Source organism: Butyrivibrio sp. CB08, assembly GCF_003625485.1.
Lineage (GTDB): Bacteria > Bacillota > Clostridia > Lachnospirales > Lachnospiraceae > Butyrivibrio.
Genome location: NZ_RAIR01000001.1, coordinates 558804 through 577085 on the forward strand (window position 1 = coordinate 558804; position 18282 = coordinate 577085).

At 43.8% G+C, this 18282-nt stretch carries 17 protein-coding genes; 15 read left to right on the forward strand and 2 right to left on the reverse strand.

The window, feature by feature from the left end; translation table 11 throughout:
- The first annotated feature begins 12 nt into the window (after positions 1-12).
- The 6 genes from D6855_RS02485 to D6855_RS02510 all read left to right on the forward strand — a co-directional run bounded on the left by D6855_RS02485 (position 13) and on the right by D6855_RS02510 (position 7646).
- A complete protein-coding gene (locus tag D6855_RS02485; protein WP_120737674.1) occupies positions 13-285 on the forward strand; it encodes a hypothetical protein in 273 nt (90 codons plus the stop codon).
- Between the two features lie 138 nt (positions 286-423).
- A complete protein-coding gene (locus D6855_RS02490; RefSeq protein WP_120737676.1) occupies positions 424-1575 on the forward strand; it encodes a GGDEF domain-containing protein in 1152 nt (383 codons plus the stop codon).
- A 215-nt stretch (positions 1576-1790) separates the two neighbouring features.
- Positions 1791-4469 carry a right-handed parallel beta-helix repeat-containing protein gene (locus tag D6855_RS02495; RefSeq protein WP_120737678.1) on the forward strand — a complete coding sequence of 893 codons (2679 nt, stop codon included), beginning with the start codon at positions 1791-1793 and terminating at the stop codon, positions 4467-4469.
- A gap of 30 nt (positions 4470-4499) precedes the next feature.
- On the forward strand, positions 4500-5789 hold the full coding sequence (locus D6855_RS02500) for a hypothetical protein (RefSeq protein WP_120737680.1): 1290 nt from the start codon (positions 4500-4502) through the stop codon (positions 5787-5789).
- Positions 5790-5799: 10 nt separating this feature from the next.
- Entirely contained in the window at positions 5800-6465 is a 666-nt protein-coding gene (locus D6855_RS02505; RefSeq protein ID WP_120737682.1) for a DUF6320 domain-containing protein, read from the forward strand.
- Positions 6462-7646 (forward strand): pectin acetylesterase-family hydrolase, encoded by a 1185-nt coding sequence (locus D6855_RS02510; RefSeq protein WP_120737684.1) that lies wholly within the window; start codon positions 6462-6464, stop codon positions 7644-7646. Before D6855_RS02505 ends, D6855_RS02510 begins: the two co-directional genes overlap by 4 nt.
- A gap of 2 nt (positions 7647-7648) precedes the next feature.
- Here D6855_RS02510 and D6855_RS16660 read toward each other — a convergent pair whose 3' ends face one another.
- Positions 7649-7816 carry a hypothetical protein gene (locus D6855_RS16660; protein WP_158589449.1) on the reverse strand — a complete coding sequence of 56 codons (168 nt, stop codon included), beginning with the start codon at positions 7814-7816 and terminating at the stop codon, positions 7649-7651.
- 146 nt (positions 7817-7962) lie between these two features.
- On the opposite strand from D6855_RS16660, the gene D6855_RS02515 reads away from it, so the two are divergent.
- On the forward strand, positions 7963-9081 hold the full coding sequence (locus tag D6855_RS02515) for a hypothetical protein (RefSeq protein WP_120737686.1): 1119 nt from the start codon (positions 7963-7965) through the stop codon (positions 9079-9081).
- A gap of 76 nt (positions 9082-9157) precedes the next feature.
- Positions 9158-9472, forward strand: a complete 315-nt coding sequence (locus tag D6855_RS02520) for a hypothetical protein (RefSeq protein ID WP_120737688.1) — start codon at positions 9158-9160, stop codon at positions 9470-9472.
- Positions 9473-9486: 14 nt separating this feature from the next.
- Here D6855_RS02520 and D6855_RS02525 read toward each other — a convergent pair whose 3' ends face one another.
- Positions 9487-9756, reverse strand: a complete 270-nt coding sequence (locus tag D6855_RS02525) for a GIY-YIG nuclease family protein (RefSeq protein WP_120737690.1) — start codon at positions 9754-9756, stop codon at positions 9487-9489.
- Between the two features lie 800 nt (positions 9757-10556).
- Between D6855_RS02525 and D6855_RS02530 the strand changes: the two genes are divergently transcribed.
- The 7 genes from D6855_RS02530 to D6855_RS02560 all read left to right on the forward strand — a co-directional run bounded on the left by D6855_RS02530 (position 10557) and on the right by D6855_RS02560 (position 17926).
- Entirely contained in the window at positions 10557-11372 is an 816-nt protein-coding gene (locus D6855_RS02530; RefSeq protein ID WP_120737692.1) for a helix-turn-helix domain-containing protein, read from the forward strand.
- Between the two features lie 39 nt (positions 11373-11411).
- On the forward strand, positions 11412-13244 hold the full coding sequence (locus D6855_RS02535) for an ABC transporter ATP-binding protein (RefSeq protein ID WP_120737694.1): 1833 nt from the start codon (positions 11412-11414) through the stop codon (positions 13242-13244).
- 56 nt (positions 13245-13300) lie between these two features.
- Positions 13301-14287 carry a DUF3048 domain-containing protein gene (locus D6855_RS02540; protein ID WP_120737696.1) on the forward strand — a complete coding sequence of 329 codons (987 nt, stop codon included), beginning with the start codon at positions 13301-13303 and terminating at the stop codon, positions 14285-14287.
- 175 nt (positions 14288-14462) lie between these two features.
- Positions 14463-15530: an NAD(P)-dependent alcohol dehydrogenase gene (locus D6855_RS02545; protein WP_120737698.1), complete on the forward strand. Its 1068-nt coding sequence runs from the start codon at positions 14463-14465 to the stop codon at positions 15528-15530.
- 80 nt (positions 15531-15610) lie between these two features.
- Positions 15611-16534, forward strand: coding sequence for a CobW family GTP-binding protein (locus tag D6855_RS02550; RefSeq protein ID WP_120737700.1), 924 nt, complete (start codon positions 15611-15613; stop codon positions 16532-16534).
- An 18-nt stretch (positions 16535-16552) separates the two neighbouring features.
- On the forward strand, positions 16553-17386 hold the full coding sequence (locus D6855_RS02555; RefSeq protein ID WP_120737702.1) for a hypothetical protein: 834 nt from the start codon (positions 16553-16555) through the stop codon (positions 17384-17386).
- A gap of 18 nt (positions 17387-17404) precedes the next feature.
- Complete coding sequence (locus D6855_RS02560) at positions 17405-17926, forward strand: cysteine hydrolase family protein (protein WP_120737704.1); 522 nt, start codon at positions 17405-17407, stop codon at positions 17924-17926.
- Positions 17927-18282 lie beyond the last annotated feature (356 nt).

An 18282-nucleotide genomic window follows, 5' to 3' on the forward strand; every position in this document is an offset into this window, starting at 1 on the left:
GAAAGGGAAACTATGTTAAAAACAGTGTCTTTATCCAAAAACTTATCTATAGATCAATTGAATCATCTGATAGACACTGGGCATGTATTTGTTACTCCCTTTGGTCTAAACAGAACCTGTTATATTGTGGTTAACCACAAACCATTCATGGTAATTGCGACAGATGTATCAATTAAAGGAGTTCAGCTATCTGGTTCCTGGTACACCTGGGAAGAAGTTGAGGCCATGGGCGGTGTTTATGATTCAGAATTTGAAGCTCTGAAAGCCATAGCAGGCGGGGCTTGATAAAAAGGAAGCGTTGGGCTTCCTTTTTAATTTGCTGTAAATTATTAATTATTCATAAACTATCGCAAACCCTTAGTTTTTCTATGGTTTTTATGGTACAATATTTTTCGCTTAGTCAAATTGGGGAGGCGAAGAGCTTTGACATACGTCTTTTATTATGTTCAGGCACATATAGCTTGTATCCTTCTTCTTTCTATCGTTTTTTACAAGATCGTAAGAGGTGTTAACAAGCAGGCATCGCAGATATATCTGGGTAATCTGGTCATTACCCTTATGCTGTATTACATGGCAGAGATATTCTGGGCGGTTGTTGATGGCGGCATTATCACTGCGACCCCCTCGATGCTTTATCTTTCAAACATTTTCACCTATATCTTAATAAGTGTTGCTGCCTACTACTGGTATATCATCTCTGAGGCTCTGCAAAGGGACAAGCTCATAGAGAATACCGTTATCAGGAGGCTTCTTGCTGCACCTGTACTTGTATCCGCACTCTTGGTTATTACCGCGTACAGAACAGGGCTTGTTTTTTATGTGGATGAAACCGGTAAACTTGTAAATGGTAATTTCTACGTTATTCTTGTCATCGTTCCATTTGCTTATCTTATTGCTGCATCTATCAAGGCCTTTAGCAGATTTGCCAACAAGGACAGATATGTAGACAGAAATATCTACTTCATGATCGGTGTATTCCCATTTGCGCCTATTATTCTGGGTGCTCTGCAGGCTGTTTACTGGAGGATACCATTCCTTTGCTATGGTACTGTTGCAGCTGTTTATTATGTTTATCTCACTACTTTGGATAACCTTATCTCTATTGATCCTCTCACACAGACCAATAACAGGAATCAGCTCTATAAGTATCTTGTTCAAAAGATGAGATCAGAGGAACAGGGCATGAGCCTTTTCCTTATCATGGTGGACATAGACAGACTCCGTGACATCAACGAATCTTATGGACATGCTGAGGGTGACAGAGCTCTAAACAGAGTTGCGAGAGCTATCAAGGACGCCTGTCAGGGCTCCCGCAGCAGGATGTTTGTATCAAGATATGGAGCAGATGAATTTGTGGTTGTTGCCGAGATGGCTTACAGAGCTGAGGCAGCATGGCTTGCTGATCAGATCAAGAATGAAGTCAAGAGGGCCACAAATGTTGATGCGGCTCCCTGTGACATTCATGTGAGTGTTGGAATAGCCCAGTACGACTATCAGTCACCTATCTCCATTCAGGCGTTTATCGCAAGGGCTGATTCAGACCTTTATCAGAACAAAAAACTCAGTGCTATTTAAAATAGCGATGATATGAGATTAATTAGCAATCCTGCCAGTAGAAATGCTGCCAGGATTGCTATTGCGTATATGAATTTCATTCTTCCCATTTCTTTTTATCTCCCCATTTCAAAATTTAGCGCAGGATACGCCAAAAACACGTAACTGTGATAATATTATATTATAGCTTGATTTTGCAAATGTGCACAGCACAAGGCAGATTGGAGGTTACGGGTATGCAGATTTATGTGTCGGGGAATGTGCGTAGAAGTGGTGACGGCTCCATGGAGCATCCTTTCAGGACAATCCAGGAAGCAGCGGCTATAGCACAGCCTGGAGATGATGTACTTGTTGCTCCAGGTATTTACAGAGAATGGGTACGGCCTAAAAACTCAGGCACAGAAAAAGAACGTATCAAATATGTGAGCATGTCAAAGGGTGAAGCCATCATTACAGGCGCCGAGCGTCTGTCTGGATGGGAGAAGTTTGAAAACCTGTGGCGTGTCCGCATTCCTAATAGTTTCTTTGGGGATTATAATCCCTATACTGATGTAGTCGCTGGCGACTGGTTTTCTGCATCAAACAACAATCCACATACAGGCGATATATATCTTGATAACAAATCCATGTACGAGGTCTTTGACCTTTCTGTTTGCATGCATCCGGAAATCGATAAAAGATCCTGGGACCCTGATTTTACCAGGTACGTATGGTTCACTGCTCAGGAAGATGGCAATACTGTGATCTATGCTAATTTCCAGGGGAAGGATCCCAATGAAGAAAATGTAGAGTTCTCTGTACGCCGTGCCTGCTTTTATCCAGAGGAAACAGGTGTTAATAACATAACCCTGCGAGGCTTTACGGTAAGGTGCGCAGCTACTCAGTGGGCTCCTCCGACTGCACTTCAGACCGGTATGATAGGACCACACTGGTCCAAGGGCTGGATCATAGAGGACTGTGATATCTATGAATCCAAGTGCTGTGGTATCTCCCTTGGCAAGTACTTCCAGAAGGGCAGCAATAACAAGTGGACTACTGCCTATATCAAAGAGGGAAGTCAGACTCAGAGAGATGCTGTATGTCAGGCAGTTAATGAGGGCTGGGATAAAGAAACTGTGGGCTCCCATATAGTCAGACGCTGTGATATCCATGACTGCGGACAGACAGGTATTGTTGGCCATATGGGCTGTGCTTTCTCAATCATTGAGGACAACCATATCCACCACATCAACAACAAGCATAACCTTGCAGGAGCTGAAATTGGTGGTATCAAGTTCCATGCAGCAATAGATACAATAATAAGGCGGAATCACATTGACCACTGCACAAGGGGTATCTGGCTTGACTGGCAGGCTCAGGGTACAAGAGTAAGCCAGAACTTTATGCATGATAATGTTCCTCCAAAGGGCACCATCATAGATGATGGACTGTCTCTTGGCGAGGATATCTTTATCGAGGTATCCCATGGACCGACTCTTGTGGATCACAATCTACTTCTGTCTGAGATGGCAGCAAGGCTCAGTACTCAGGGAATTGCCTTTGTGCACAACCTGATCACAGGATCCTTTACCTGGGTTGGCAACGGAACAGGTTATTTTTCTAAAAAGAATCCTCAGGAGAGATTTACTCCATATCACCTGCCACATTCTACAAAGATCGCAGGTTTTATGATCATTCTTCATGGTGATGCCAGATTCTATAACAATATCTTTATACAGAAAGAGGTTCGGCAGGACCTTTTGGATTACTGCGTCAAGGAGAATATGGACACCATAGATGTTGGCAACTTTATCGTTGGAACATGCCCATATAACAAGTATCCTACGCCTTCAGAGTATTTCTCTCAGTTCAATAAGTCTATACTGACTGAAGAGGGCGGTGGAGACAAATTCTTTGGACGTCTTCCTGTCTATACAGGAGGTAATGCATATTATAACGGAGCCCGCCCCTGTGACCACGAGCTGGCTGCCCATGTTGATAAGGACCACAAGATATCTCTGTATCTGGATCAGGAGGATGGAAGATATACTATTCACACTAATCTCTATGAGTATCTTCCAAGGAACTTTACTATGCCTATCAACACAGAGGTGCTGGGAGTTGCCTTTGAGCCCGAAGAGAGATTTGAAAATCCTGATGGCAGTTCCATCATGTTTGACAGAGACTACTTCGGAAGGAAAAGAGGTATCCACCCGGTTGCAGGACCTTTCGAGGAGTGCAATACAGACAGATTCACAGTTACTGAAGGTTTTGGCTCATACAGGATAAGCCATGCCGAGAGTCCAAGGATTGAAGGCCCATGGGAAGAACCAGCAGAAGATACTGAAGATGAAATAAATCACGATACTGGATTTTCAGAGCCTGTTGAGGAAGAAAAGGAGAAAGAACGCCCCGACATTCCGGAGCCTGGCGATGACCCTGAAGTAATAAATGCCAATATCCTTCTGACAGGCTGTGACAGCGTTGGAATATCCTTCCCTTATGAGGAAGCTCTTTTCCAGGTGAGTGATATGTTTGTTAAGGGTAATGAAGTATGGCTCTATGACAGACACAGTGACAAGCTGGTTGAGCTTGACTGCGAGTACGGAATATACAGAAGCCTCAAGAAGTGGTCCGTGGGAGCACTGCAGTCACTGGATGTATCTGATGACCCTAACTGTGAGGGCTTTGTTAGGACAGCTGGAACCCTGCTTTGTATCCTTAGTAAGAACATGGCCCATGACCCTGCTGATACCTGCAGCACCATTCAGGATAAGGTCAATTCCGGTATAGAGCCAAAGGGCATCAAGATGCGCTTTACTACCAAATACCTTAAGTTCATCCGTAACAAGAAGTTCATATCCCTTGAGGATGTTATCTACAGGATGAGCAAGGCCAGTATGGATATAGTCACAGAGAGACTTGAAAAACTCTGATAAATTAAATGCGTTAGGGAACTATTGTTTATGGAGAAAAGAGCTAACTGGTACGAGCTTGATAATGCGGCCAAGATCGTACCATCTACAGCAAAAGGGGCAAATACAAGAGTATTCAGGCTCACTTGTGAGCTTACAGAAAATGTGGACGAGGATATCCTTCAGAGAGCACTGGATGATACGGTTTCAGAATTCCCATTCTTTAACTGCGTGCTCCACAGAGGTATATTCTGGTACTACTTAGAGGACAGTAATCTCAAGGCAGTTGTGGAGGAAGAACACACACCTGCCTGTCTTCCTTTATACATCCCAGGTAAAAAGAACTTACTCTACAGGGTAAACTACTACAAAAAGAGGATAAACCTTGAGATGTTCCATGTGCTTGCAGATGGGACTGGAGCGTTTATGTTCTTTAAGTCCCTGATAATAAGGTATCTTCAGATCAAATACAACTTAAGTCAGGATATTAAGCCTGTTGATGAGTTCTCTGTAGAGGAGAAGAATGAGGACGCCTTTACCGGTAACTACAACAAGCAAAAGGGCCTTGAACAGCTGGGACAGATGAAGTCAGTTAAGGCTTACCAGGTAACTGGAGAGCTGGATGATAATCTTTTGCCACATCTTCTTGAAGGAAGTGTATCTTCCAAAAAGTTTGTGGAGCTGGCACACAAGTATGATGCTACAGTTGGCGTTTTGTGCGTTGCTCTATATATTAAGGCCATTATCCTTGGCATGAGCAGATTCCAGAGAAAGCGCAAGATAGTTGTCAGTGTTCCGGTTAATCTTCGACAGTTCTATAAGAGCGGAACAGCCAGAAACTTTTTTGGCGTTATCAATATAGAGTATGACCCTAAGGACTACACGGGAGAACTTAAGAGCATAACAGAACCTGTTGCCAGGGACTTTAAGGATAAGCTGTCTGCAGAGAACATTGAAAAGACAATGAACTCATACTCATCACTTGAGCACAATCTGGCCATAAAGATGGTTCCACTTCCTATCAAGGATCTTGTTATAGGCTACTTTGACAGGGCGGCTAAAAAGGGCGTCACAACGTCCATGTCAAACCTTGGACAGATCAAGATGCCAGCTGAGGTTTCTGATTATATCGAGGGCTTTAGCGCCTTTATGACAGCTTCATCCCAGCAGGTGTGCGTATGTTCTTTTAAGGACAAGATGGTCTTTGGAGAGGTTTCACCCTTTAAGACCCATAAGTCCATGCTGAATTTCTTCAGGTGTTTAACCCAGGAGGGACTTGAAGTAGAGCTTGCTACCAACGACTACGATCTGTACGAGCATCAGAAGAATAAGAAGGAGTGAGGACAATCCTATGCAGGTTTGTAATAAATGCATTATAAAGATCAGAGGAAGAAAAGAGTGCTGCCCCCTTTGCCAGGGTAAGCTCACAAACACAGAGGGCATTGAGAATCCCGCTTTTCCTGTGCTTGAAAAGAGAAGAGTCACCAGCATAACTTTCTTTAAGATCTGCACATTCATATTCATATCCCTGGAGATAATATTTGGGACCATCAATATCATGACAGGCGGCGAGTATTCTTTTATCGGACCCATCATGCTGGGGGCGCTGGTTGCATGGATAGACATATATGCCACCATGTACCTAAGGAACAACCTGATAAAGGTCATAACTTTTGAGGTTTTAGTAGCTATAGTTGTGGACTTTTATATCGACATCAAGACAGGATTCCACGGCTGGAGCGTCAACTGGATGATTCCTATGACACTTATCGGTCTTGCCATAGTGACAATTGCAACAGCTCTGATACTTAAGCTTCGTCTTGATGAGTATATTCTCTATATTGTCTTTGATTTTATTATGGCGCTTCTTCAGATAATCACCATCAGAAATGGCATGAACAGCCTTCCATGGCCTGCTGCCAGCAGCATCATGTTTTATCTGATCCTTATAGCAGCCCTGGTGATCTTCAGATTCAGGGATCTTAAGAACGCATCGGAGAAAATGTTCAATATATGAGTTTGAAAGACAGACATAACAGGAGAAACTTAAAAGCAGGTATCGTCTTTGCTTCAAGGGCAGGAGACTTTGTTGAGAACAGGATCGGAAAGGCTATCGAGAATTCTGGAAGAAAAGCTGAAGATCTTCCAAAGGATCCTGCAAAGCACACATGGTACCGTGTCCCCTTAGAGAGGGGCCTATCTGGAGATGGATCTGAGTATTACATCTATGTGAGCTTCGGAGATCCTGATAAGCTCTGTGTATTTTTCTCGGGCGGGGGAGTTGCCTGGAATGAGTACACTGCTGCAAGGCCTGTGACAGGCGGAAAAGTTGCTGCAGGACAGCCAAACTTTTATTGGAACAATCTAAGACCTTTTACCCAGATCATGAATATAAACGTGGGCATCACTGATATTGCCAGTGAGAAGAACCCATTTAAGGACTGGAGCTTCGTGGTTATCACTTATGCCACGGGGGATTTTCACGTGGGCAATAACGACTACCCATACAAGGCAGAAGATGGAAGTGATGAAGTCTTGCACTTCCATGGATACGTCAATTTTCTTCAGAGCATGTCTGTGGCAAAAGAGCTTTTCCCAAATCCAAAGACTCTCTTAATAGCCGGCAATTCTGCCGGAGCCTTTGCAGTACCGGCCCTTGCAGGAGAAGTTGTAGATAACTACTATCCAAAGGCAAGAAACATCACGCTTTTTTCAGACTCAGGACAGCTCCTTTACAAGAACTGGAGAAAGACGGCGAAAAACATCTGGCAGTGCAAGGAGTCTATCTGGAAGCCTATCCATTCAGACAATATTACCCTGGACTGGTACAGGGATCTGCATGCAAAATATGGTGACAGATTCAGATATCTGTATTCAAGTTCAATAAGGGATTATCTGCTCAGTGCGTATTATAACGACATTATCAGCAAGAGATATGTAAGTGATTCGCTGGTTCAGGAAGAATACTATCGCCAGCTAAAAGAGATGATAGCAGAATTAAAGAGTTTAACTCCACATTTTGGAATATTCTTAAATGAATGGAAGATACCTTTAATAACCATGGGTGGCACTGTCCACACAAGTGTGAGAGAACCTCATTTTACGCTCTTTACACAAAATGGCATCTCTATGGCAAAATGGCTTAAAGATGCCACCGATGGTAAGGTTTATGACGTTGGACTGGATCTTATTAAATGATCTCAGTCGATGAAGCACTGTTCAATGCGTTCTTCGTACTCGCCTCTGAGTTCTTCGGGAATATCGTACTCATCAAGAGCTTCGGATACTGACCAATGCTCGTTGACCATTGAGCGAAGAATGTTGCGGATGACACTATAATCAAGGGCTTCAATAGTGCTGGCAGTCATATTTTCATACCTCCTCATATCACTTAACCGTTAAAAAACATCTTTAACTACAATATATTGTAGTTTATAATTTTTAATATACAAGTATTGACATTTAATATTAAAGTGTTTTTGTAAAATGTGCACAGAAATACGAGGGGATTTTCATGCATATAACTATAATAGCTCTGCTATTATCGATACTGGGCCTTGTGACGAGCCTTTTTCTTGTGGGAGGTCTTTTATCCCTGGCAGCACTGGGACTTGGCATATATCTGTTTATCAATGACAGGACCATTGCCCATGCGAGGATCATTGCTATCTCCGCAGCGGGGGTTATCCTTCCTGTCATCATGTACTTAAACACCTATGGACTTCACCTTCCCTACGACGATGGAAGCGGAAGGAGCCCGTATTACACCATCCTTGCTACCAACTATGCCAACCTTGGGATAGATCTTTTTGGAAAAGAAAAGACTGTTGACGGAGAAAAAGAGCCGATAGTCCACCCTGTGGAGAGTACGGATATAGAGGAGTCTCTGGCAAAGGTAAAGGAAAAGAACAGTGGGAAAGCGCAGGAGAGCGCTTCATCTGATGCGCAGGCACCTGAGTCTTCGGAAGGAAGTATCTTTGAGAGTCTGGACAGTATCAGGAAAGAAGACAGAAACAAGGGCGGAATTGTAAGTATTGCAGCCTCAGATGACGACATGCCATCCTACGGTGGCCTTCCTGTTGGAACACTCCTTATAGCCCAGTATTTCAGAGAAGATGACCACAACTGTAATCCTGTTCTGGTTCTGCAGAATAAGACAGGAGATCTGGTCAGGTATGAGTGCAGATTCATTGCAAGGGATGCAGAGGGCGAGGAACTTGCCATCTCAGAAAAGACCGTGGAGGTTGTAAGGGACGGAGCGCTGTTTGTTTTTGAAGGGCGCTTTGACAAAAGAGATCTCGGAGGCAATATACCTGACTCCTACGAGTTTTCAATAACCAAAAGGCAGCCTTACGAAGATGATATGGCAGATATGGTTTCAGTTTACACCGCCACAGAAGGAGCTTCAGCACTTCTTACTGCAGAAAACAAGAGCGACAAAAAGGTAAAGGTCGATGCCTACGTTTTATTCTTTGACGGGGCAGAGCTTGTTGACTGCATGTGGATGATACCCCAGAACACTGATGAAGTCTGCCTTGATCCGGGAAGTGCAGCAACCATTAAGGGCGATGCCTACTACAGATTCGATAGGGTTGAGACATTCTACACAGCCTATGAGGCGGTGGGAGAATAAAATAGATAGTCTTTTGCTCATTTCTGAGCTATACTAAACATAGTTGTAAGATAGTACACTAATGCGGGAGGTTACTATGACAATAGGCAGAGAAGATCTAATTCATTCACTTGCAAAATCCATGGGAGTTGGCGGAGATGCACAGAAATCTCAGTATGCGCCCAGCAAGTACAACGCTGACAGCGGTACTATTTTTACCAATGGTCATGTTATAACCAGAACAACTATAGAGCAGGCCAAGGCATACTTTAATGCTCAGTACAGAAAGCTTGCAGAACGTGACGACGAAGGTGCAAAAGATATGGCCTCCATCTACGAAGTCGCAATGGAAGCCATTAATATGATGGTTGAAACAGGTCCAGCTCCTGGTGGTACTCCAGGCCAGTCCTGATCTCTAACCTATATTTAGTCTACAAGGCTCTCGGGAACTTTAAAGTCCTCTGAGAGCTTTTTCTTTTGGGCATGAGTCAGCTCCTTCAAATGATACTCCCGGCTCATAGCCTCCTCCTTACTCTCAAATTCCTCAAAATAAATGAGCCTGACCGGAAGCCTGGCCCTCGTATACTTAGCCCCTTTCCCGTCATTATGGGTCTTCATTCTCTTTTTCAGGTCATTGGTGTATCCGCAGTAGTACGTCCCATCTGCGCATTCCACAATATAAGCATAATGTTTCATGGCACAATTATAGCATATTCCCGAAACCCGCGCCGATCCCAGCCGCCCCCATCCCAGCCAGCGCCCACGCCCTAAGGGAATTTACTTTTGAGTCTTGCGAGAGAGCTGTTCGTTCATGAGCTGCGTAATCTTGCTCTGCCGTTCTTCTTCAGGTCAAATGTCTGAGGCCCCATGCAGCACCGCCACTGTATCTCCCCGTTTTCTCACTACCTGCAAACGAAACTTTTCCATGATGCTCAGGTCGCTTTTCTTTGATTGCGCATGCTCATGGCGAGCAGGCTTAGACTTGGTTTTATTACAGTGGTCATAGCTCGCTATGCGAGCGTAACAGAAAAATGTAAAAGCCATAGGCAAGCTCAAAGAGTTTGCCTATGGCTTTTAGCATTTCCTGTAGGTGCAAGGCACCTATGACCACTGACATTGAAATAATCTTAACCGCCTGCTTTCGCCTCTATTATTCGCATACGCCTAAAAAACGACCTATGAGCATCAGGAAAATGGCGTTTGCAGCTAAAGATTCGAAAACAGGGAGATACAGTGGCGGCGCTGAATGTGACCGAGTTTTTTGACCGCAGAACGACAGGGCGAAGGTACGTAGCCATGAACGCCAGCGATGGAGCGACGAAAAAGAGATTTCCTTAGGGCGTGGGCGCTGGCTGGGGTGGGGCGGCTGGGATCGGCGCGGGTGCCGGGAGGATATATTCAAGTAGAGCTTGAATTAATTGTTGAAACATAAATTTGTACTCGCTAGAATGGAATTAGACTTCTCGTTATGATATGGACATAAGGAGGGTAAGGAAATGAGCGTTGGAACAAATATTAAGGGACTTCGTGAGGACAGGGGGCTGACTCAGGAGCAGATTGCTGATGCTTTGGGGATTAGCTTCCAGGCGGTTTCTTCCTGGGAGAGGGATGAGTACAAGCCGGATACGGATAAAGTGATAAGGCTTGCGGAACTGTTTGATGTATCGGTTTCAGCTATCCTTGAGGAGAAACATAAGGCCTTTAAGACCAAGGAGGCCATATATAACTGGGAGCACATGAAGACCTATGTTAAGACTACCGCCAAGAATTTTAAGATGGATAATACGGCGGTAGCAGTAGACTTTGCGGTAAATGCCCATGAGGGGCAAAAGAGAAAGCGGTCGGTGATTCCATATATCTACCACCCGCTGAATCTGGCCTGCCACGCACTTTCCATGGATATCAGGGAAGATGATGTGATAGCGGCCTGCATGCTTCACGATGTGGTTGAGGACTGCGGAGTTAAGCTTGAAGAGCTTCCTGTGGACGATGAAACCAAGGAAATAGTGAGGCTTGTTACCAGGAGAAAATGCTCTGACGAAGAGCGTGATGCGGTAAATATAGCCTACTACAATGAGATAGAGAAAAATCCAAAAGCCTGCCTTGTTAAGTGTCTGGACAGATGCAATAACTTAACTACAATGTCCTTTGGACTTAGCAGAGACAGGATCTACAGGATGATCAAGGAAACAGAAGAGTACTACCCAAGACTAATAGCGGTACTAAAGGCTACACCAAGATACAACAGCGCAGCATGGCTCCTTCGCTACCAAATGGAGAGTATGCTGGATATCTACAAGAGACTTATGTAACTTAACGCTGCGCCAGATGGGCGCGATAGGAGTATTGTTATGCCAGGTGGACATGGCCCGGGGGGACCTTTTGGAAGAGCGTATATGACAGAAGAGGAAAAAGCTAATCAGCCTAAGGTTACGCCTGAGCTGATAGGTCGTGTACTGTCGTATTTAAAGCCATACATATTACAGCTTCTGCTGGTTCTTTTATGCATTCTTATATCATCGATCTTAAAGCTTCTGCCTTCGATCCTTACAGGTAAGATCGTGGATGAGGGACTTATTGGAAGGAGTGTTAATGCTCTTTTGACCTATATTGTCCTGTCCCTTGCTGCGACATTTGCAGGGAATCTTATCGGAGTAGCAGAGAGCTATCTGAATAACTGGATTGCCCAGCACATAACCTTCGACATGCGAAATCAGATGTTCAAACACCTGCAGTCCATGTCCCAGAGGTTTTTTACCAACAATAATCAGGGCGATATCATAACCCGAATGACCAGCGACATCGACGGCGTCGAGAGGGTCATTGGTAACACTTTTACATCCATTATTTCAAACATAATGACCCTTCTTGTGGCACTCATTGCCATGTTCAGAAAGAACTGGCTTATGGCCATAATTGGGATCATTATAGTACCTCTTTTTACCATACCCACAAGAAAAGCAGGAAAGACCAGATGGAGCCTCACAAGGGAGTCTCAGGCCTGCAACGACGAGATAAATGGCATCCTTAACGAGACCATGTCTGTAAGTGGTCAGCTCCTTGTTAAGCTCTTTGGAAAAGAGAAATATGAGTACGACCGCTACGCTGCAGCCAACAGGAAGATGGTGGCTTTAAATGTAAAAGAGAAGCTGGCTGGCCGGTGGTTCTTTGTTGTGCTTTCGACTTTTGCCAGCATTGGACCTATGCTTATATATCTGGTGGGCGGCATTCTGATGATCAATTACGGCGCTGACATGACAGTTGGTGATATCACAGTGATGGTGGCACTTCTTGGACAGATGTACATGCCCGTCAATTCACTTTTGAACATTCAGGTAGACTGGATGCGGTCCATGGCTCTTTTCTCAAGGATATTTGAGTACTTTGATATGCCGGTGGAGATAAGGAACTCAGAGAACCCTGTAAAGCCTGATCTTAAGGGTGGAGATGTTGTCTTTGAAGATGTATGTTTTTCCTATGAGGCTTCAAAGCCTATCCTTAAGAACGTGAGCTTTACGTTAAAATGCGGAGACTGCGTGGCGATAGTAGGACCATCAGGATCTGGTAAGAGCACCATAATAAACCTTATCCCAAGGCTCTACGATGTGGGAACAGGTTCTATTTCCTGGAATGGCACGGATATTCGGAAGATTGAGCTTGAATACCTCCGCTCTGGCATTGGGGTGGTATCCCAGGAGAATTATCTTTTTAATGGAACCATCAGAGAGAACCTTTTATATGCAAAAGAAAATGCCACTGAGGCAGAGATGATAGATGCCCTTAAAAAGGCCAACATCTATGAGTTTGTTGAAAAGCAGGCAGAGGGGCTTGATACCATGGTTGGAAACAGGGGCCTTAAGCTGTCTGGCGGCGAGAAACAAAGGATTGCCATAGCGAGGGTACTCCTTAAGAACCCAGCTCTGTTTATATTTGATGAAGCAACCTCGGCTCTTGATTCAATTTCTGAGAGCAAGATACAGGAAGCTATTGAACCTATCATTGAAACAAGAACCAGTATCCTTATTGCCCACAGACTTTCAACGATCCTGTCTGCAGATGAGATCCTGGTTGTAGATGATGGGCGCATTGTAGAGAGAGGACAGCATTCAGACCTTGTAAAGGCTGGTGGTGTATATCAGAAATTGTATGAAACTCAGTTTTCTAAAGTGACGGAAAATCAATAAGTGTGATATTATGGATATACCGCACCTAAAAATTCGTATGTTTCAAGGAGAATATTATGCGACGCAAGTTACTTATGGCAGTTTTATCAAGTGCTATATGCACAATGATGTTTTCTTCAACAGTGTTTGCTGCAACCAACGAGCTTACAGGACTTCCTGTAGATGATTCAATTGCAGCCCAGAGACCAGTTGCTATCATGGTCGACAATGAGAAGAAGGCTCTTAAGCACTATGGAACAGGAGAGGCAGATGTTGTTTATGAGATGATGAACAGCACAGCAAATGGCCGTGTTACAAGACTTATGTGCCTCTACAAAGACTGGCAGAACCTGAACCAGACTGGAAGCATCAGAAGTGTACGTACAACAAATATCATGGTGGCTGATGAGTACAACGCTGTTCTTATCCATGACGGCGGTCCATTTTACATCAACTCTTATCTGGCTCAGCCATACGCAGCGCACTTAAGCGGCGGATTTAGCAGAATTAAAAATGGTAAGCCAACTGAGTTTACAGAGTACTGCTTTGGTTCTGAGCTTGTAAACAGATTTGCCAAGGCTGGCCTTCCAACAACATATACACAGGGGCTTGAGAGAGGAACACACTTTGTATTTGCTGATGGAGAGGTTGATCTTGGAGCAGGAGCTGTTGCAAACATCGTAAATCTTGCACCGGTTTTCCCACACAACAACAGTATGCTGATCTTTAATGGCGAGACAAGAACCTATGACTACTCTGAGTATGGATCAGTTCACCAGGATGCAGAGGATGGACAGGTATTGTCATTTAAGAACGTAATTCTTCAGAATGTTCCATTTACTCAGCTTGATAAGAATGGATACCTTACATACCATGTTGTAGGATCAGGAAGCGGCTATTATGTTACTAATGGTAAGTTTGTTCCTATCACATGGAAGAAGGGAAGCGAGACTGGTTTTACACACTATTATGACGCCAGCGGGGCAGAGATTAAGTTAAACAGAGGTAAGACCTATATTGGTATTGTTCCATCAGATACATGGGGAACCTTAGGAATTGGTTGATAAGCTAATATTAATTAGGGCTATGTGCATAGTTGCATAGCCCTATTTTAGTACAATTTGACTGTTAAAATATTATCGACAGTACTGGGCTTGACATGTTATTATCTTAACGTACGTTGTTGCAAAAACAGCGGATGTATTGAGGGTAAAAAATATTTTATAAAGGAGAAGGTATATGAAAGGTTTTGCAATGCTCAAAATCGGGGAAGTAGGCTGGATCGAGAAGGAACGTCCTGCTTGCGGACCAAACGACGCGATCTGTCGTCCACTGGCTATCGCTATCTGCACATCTGATGTGCACACAGTATGGGAAGGTGCTGTAGGCGATCGTCACAACATGATCCTCGGACACGAAGGTTGTGCTGAGGTTGTAGAAGTTGGTAGTGAAGTTAAGGATTTCAAGCCTGGCGATAAGGTTTTAGTTCCTGCTATCACTCCTGACTGGAATTCACTTGAGGCTCAGGCTGGTTATTCAATGCACTCAGGCGGAATGCTTGCTGGATGGAAGTTCTCAAACTTCAAGGATGGTCTTGATTCAGAATTTTTCCATGTTAATGATGCAGATGGTAACCTTGCTCACATGCCAGAGGGAATGTCACTTGAAGATGCTTGTATGCTTTCAGACATGGTTCCTACAGGATTCCATGGTGTAGAGCTTGCAGACGTTCAGTTTGGTGATACAGTACTTGTTATTGGTATCGGACCTGTAGGTCTTATGTCAGTAGCTGGTGCAAGACTTCGTGGTGCATCACGCATCATCGCAGTTGGTACACGTCCTGTATGTGTAGAGGCTGCTAAGTTCTATGGAGCTGACGAGTTCGTAAGCTACAAGAACGGAACAATTGAAGATCAGGTTCTTGCTTTGACAGATGGCAAGGGCGTTGACAAAGTAATCGTTGCTGGTGGCGGAGTTGAGACTTTCGAGTCAGCATTCAAGGCACTTAAGGCCGGCGGTAAGATCGGTAACGTTAACTACCTTGGAAGCGGTGACTACATCAACATCCCTCGTGTAGAGTGGGGCGTAGGTATGGGTCACAAGCAGCTCCTCGGCGGACTTATGCCAGGTGGAAGACTTCGTATGGAGAAGCTTGGAGCACTTGTTTCTTCAGGCAAGCTCGATGTAAGCAAGCTTTCAACTCATGTATTCCATGGATGGGAGCATATTCCAGAGGCACTTCAGCTTATGAAGGACAAGCCAGCTGATCTTATCAAGCCAGTTGTTATTCTTGACAACCAGCCTTGATAGAATAGGCAATCTTTTATAGAATTAGAAGGACGGTCTTTGACCGTCCTTTTATAATAGTTATAGTTGGGAGTAATGCCATGAAGATTTTACTGATTTCCGGATTCCTCGGAGCAGGTAAAACCACATTTATAAAAGAGCTCATAAGGCAGACAGGAACCAAGGCTGTCATTATGGAAAACGAGTACGGTGACAATAACCTTGACTCTCTGGATATTCAAAATGCAGCGCAGAAGAAGGACGAGGTCAAGGTTTTAGAGTTTATGGAAGGGTGTGTTTGCTGTACCATGAAGGACAGCTTCGTCAACTCGGTATTTGCCATTTATTCATCTCTTTCACCTGAATATCTTATTATCGAGCCAACAGGAGTTGGTAAGCTAAGCAACATCATCAATAACTTAAAGCCTCTGCTTGGAGAGAATGTATCACTTCTTAAGCCCTGCGTAGTAATCTCACCAGAGGGCTATGAAGAAAATATGAGGCAGTGGCAGGCTCTTTATGAAGACCAGATAAAGAGCGCTCAAACAGTTATTTTTTCAAAGTGCGAAAACACAGATCCGAACATTCTTGAGAGTGTTTCGGATAAGGTAAAGAAACTCAATCCTAATGCGAATATTATCTCAAGGCACTATACCACTATGGACACCACCTGGTGGAACAGCCTTCTCGATATCGGAGCAGATGAGCTGGCCAAAGGGGATGGAGCTTTAGGCGGTGATATTTCTTTTTCAGAAGTCAGCATTACAGAAGGTGGACTTCACAATGCAGGGGAACTCATAGTGTTCCTGGAGGACTGTCTTCATGGAGAATTTGGTAAGGTTGCAAGAGCAAAGGGAACCTTGTGGGTGGATACTGAATTTGTGAGATTTGATCTGGCAGACAGGATGTACATCATGTCTGACTCACCAGATGATAAATGTCAATGCGTGGTGATCGGGCAGGGGCTTGATGAAAAGAAAATAAGGGAAAGACTTAGCCCGGGCAGGAAATTTCTTAGACGCTAACAAAAGAGGTGATGGATCATGAGCGTAGAAGCGTATTTGAATCCGGATTTTACGATATTTAAAAAGCTGATATTTCTTTTGGTTACACTTGCTTTAATAGGCATAGGCCTTGGTTTTATCTATCTCGTTTCCATGATGGTCCTTGATAAGGATATTCCATTAAGAGACAGAAAATGGGCGCTTATGGGAGCGTTTGAAGATAAGTCCCAGCGCCTGTTTGAGATGATAATTGCAGGTACTTCTGTTATGTCTTTTTCCTGCGCATACGTAATCATCAATCATGTATATACTCTGGTACAGACGGGAGTAGCGGGTTCGCTGACACCTTTTGAAGAGAATCTTGTAAGGCTCTGGACTGACAGTAAGGACTTTGTTCTGCTGTTCCTTATCTGTATGAGCTGCGTTATCAATACCATTTTAGATTCTCTTATCATTCCTCTTAAGAAGCTCTCCAAGCAGGAGAAAGCTACCATGAGGATGCTGGCTATGTTTTATGTCATCATCCTTTTGATGTACCTGAATTATATTGGCGATGAGAGTCAGTACAGCCCTGTAATGATGTACTACTTTGGCCTTATGGTGGGTAGATTTGTGTATTTTGATGCGTCCTTTAAGGATTTCCTGGGGGCGCTTAAGAACATGTTCTTCAACCTTCCATACATGGCGCTGAACCTGATACTAACAGGGCTTCTTTGCTGGTTTGGCTTTTCTGCAGGGTACTTCCTTGAGAGAAATTACTTTATCATGGGAATTTTCTATACTCATTTGTTCCTGCTTATCTGCATCTTCCTGATCCACATCGTGTGGATGATTGCAAGGTGCGCATCTGATAGAAAAAGAGATAATTATTGATGGAGGCTTATACAAATTATGAGAAAACTGCTGGTTGTAATTGACATGCAAAAGGATTTTGTGGACGGAGCACTTGGAACAAAAGAGGCAGTAGCCATTGTCCCAAACGTTGTTGAGAAGATTAAGAGCTATGATCCGTCAGATATTTTTGCCACAAGAGACACACATCAGGAAAACTACATGGAGACTCAGGAAGGCAAAAATCTCCCAGTTTCTCACTGCATTGAGGGGACAGAAGGATGGGAGATAGACAAAGAGGTTGCGAAGGTCCTTGAGGGCGCAACCATTATCAACAAACCTACCTTTGGTTCGACAATACTTGCGGATGAGATCATGCAGATTGCTGGCAAGGAGGAGATAGAGATTGAGCTTATCGGCCTTTGTACTGATATTTGCGTAGTATCTAATGCGCTTATCCTAAAGGCTTGCATGCCAGAGGTTAAGATCTCTGTGGATTCAAAGTGCTGCGCTGGAGTTACTCCAGAAAAGCATGAAGCAGCTCTTGAAACTATGCGTTCCTGCCAGATAAATGTAATGTGAGCAATATGTTCAATATTACTTTAATGCTTTAAAGCGGTTTGTGCACATTTTATACAAATTGTGTAATTTTCGAACTAAAGTTGTACAAGATTTTTGTTAATAAGTACAAAAAATGAAAAAAGTATAAACGGCCCTATTGCATTTTGCACAAAGTGGCGCTATGATTAGTTTGTCGTTAGGAACTGACCGAAAGTCGTGAATGTTAATTTGGATTCTAGGAAGTTTGAACGGTGAACAATATGATCAGTCATCTTTGTTCGATTAAAAATTTAAGAGAGCCTTGAGAAGAGAGTAAGGGTTAAATGAGGGGGAACCTCATTTTACTTTGTTTGCTCTCTTTTTTGTTTGCTAAATAG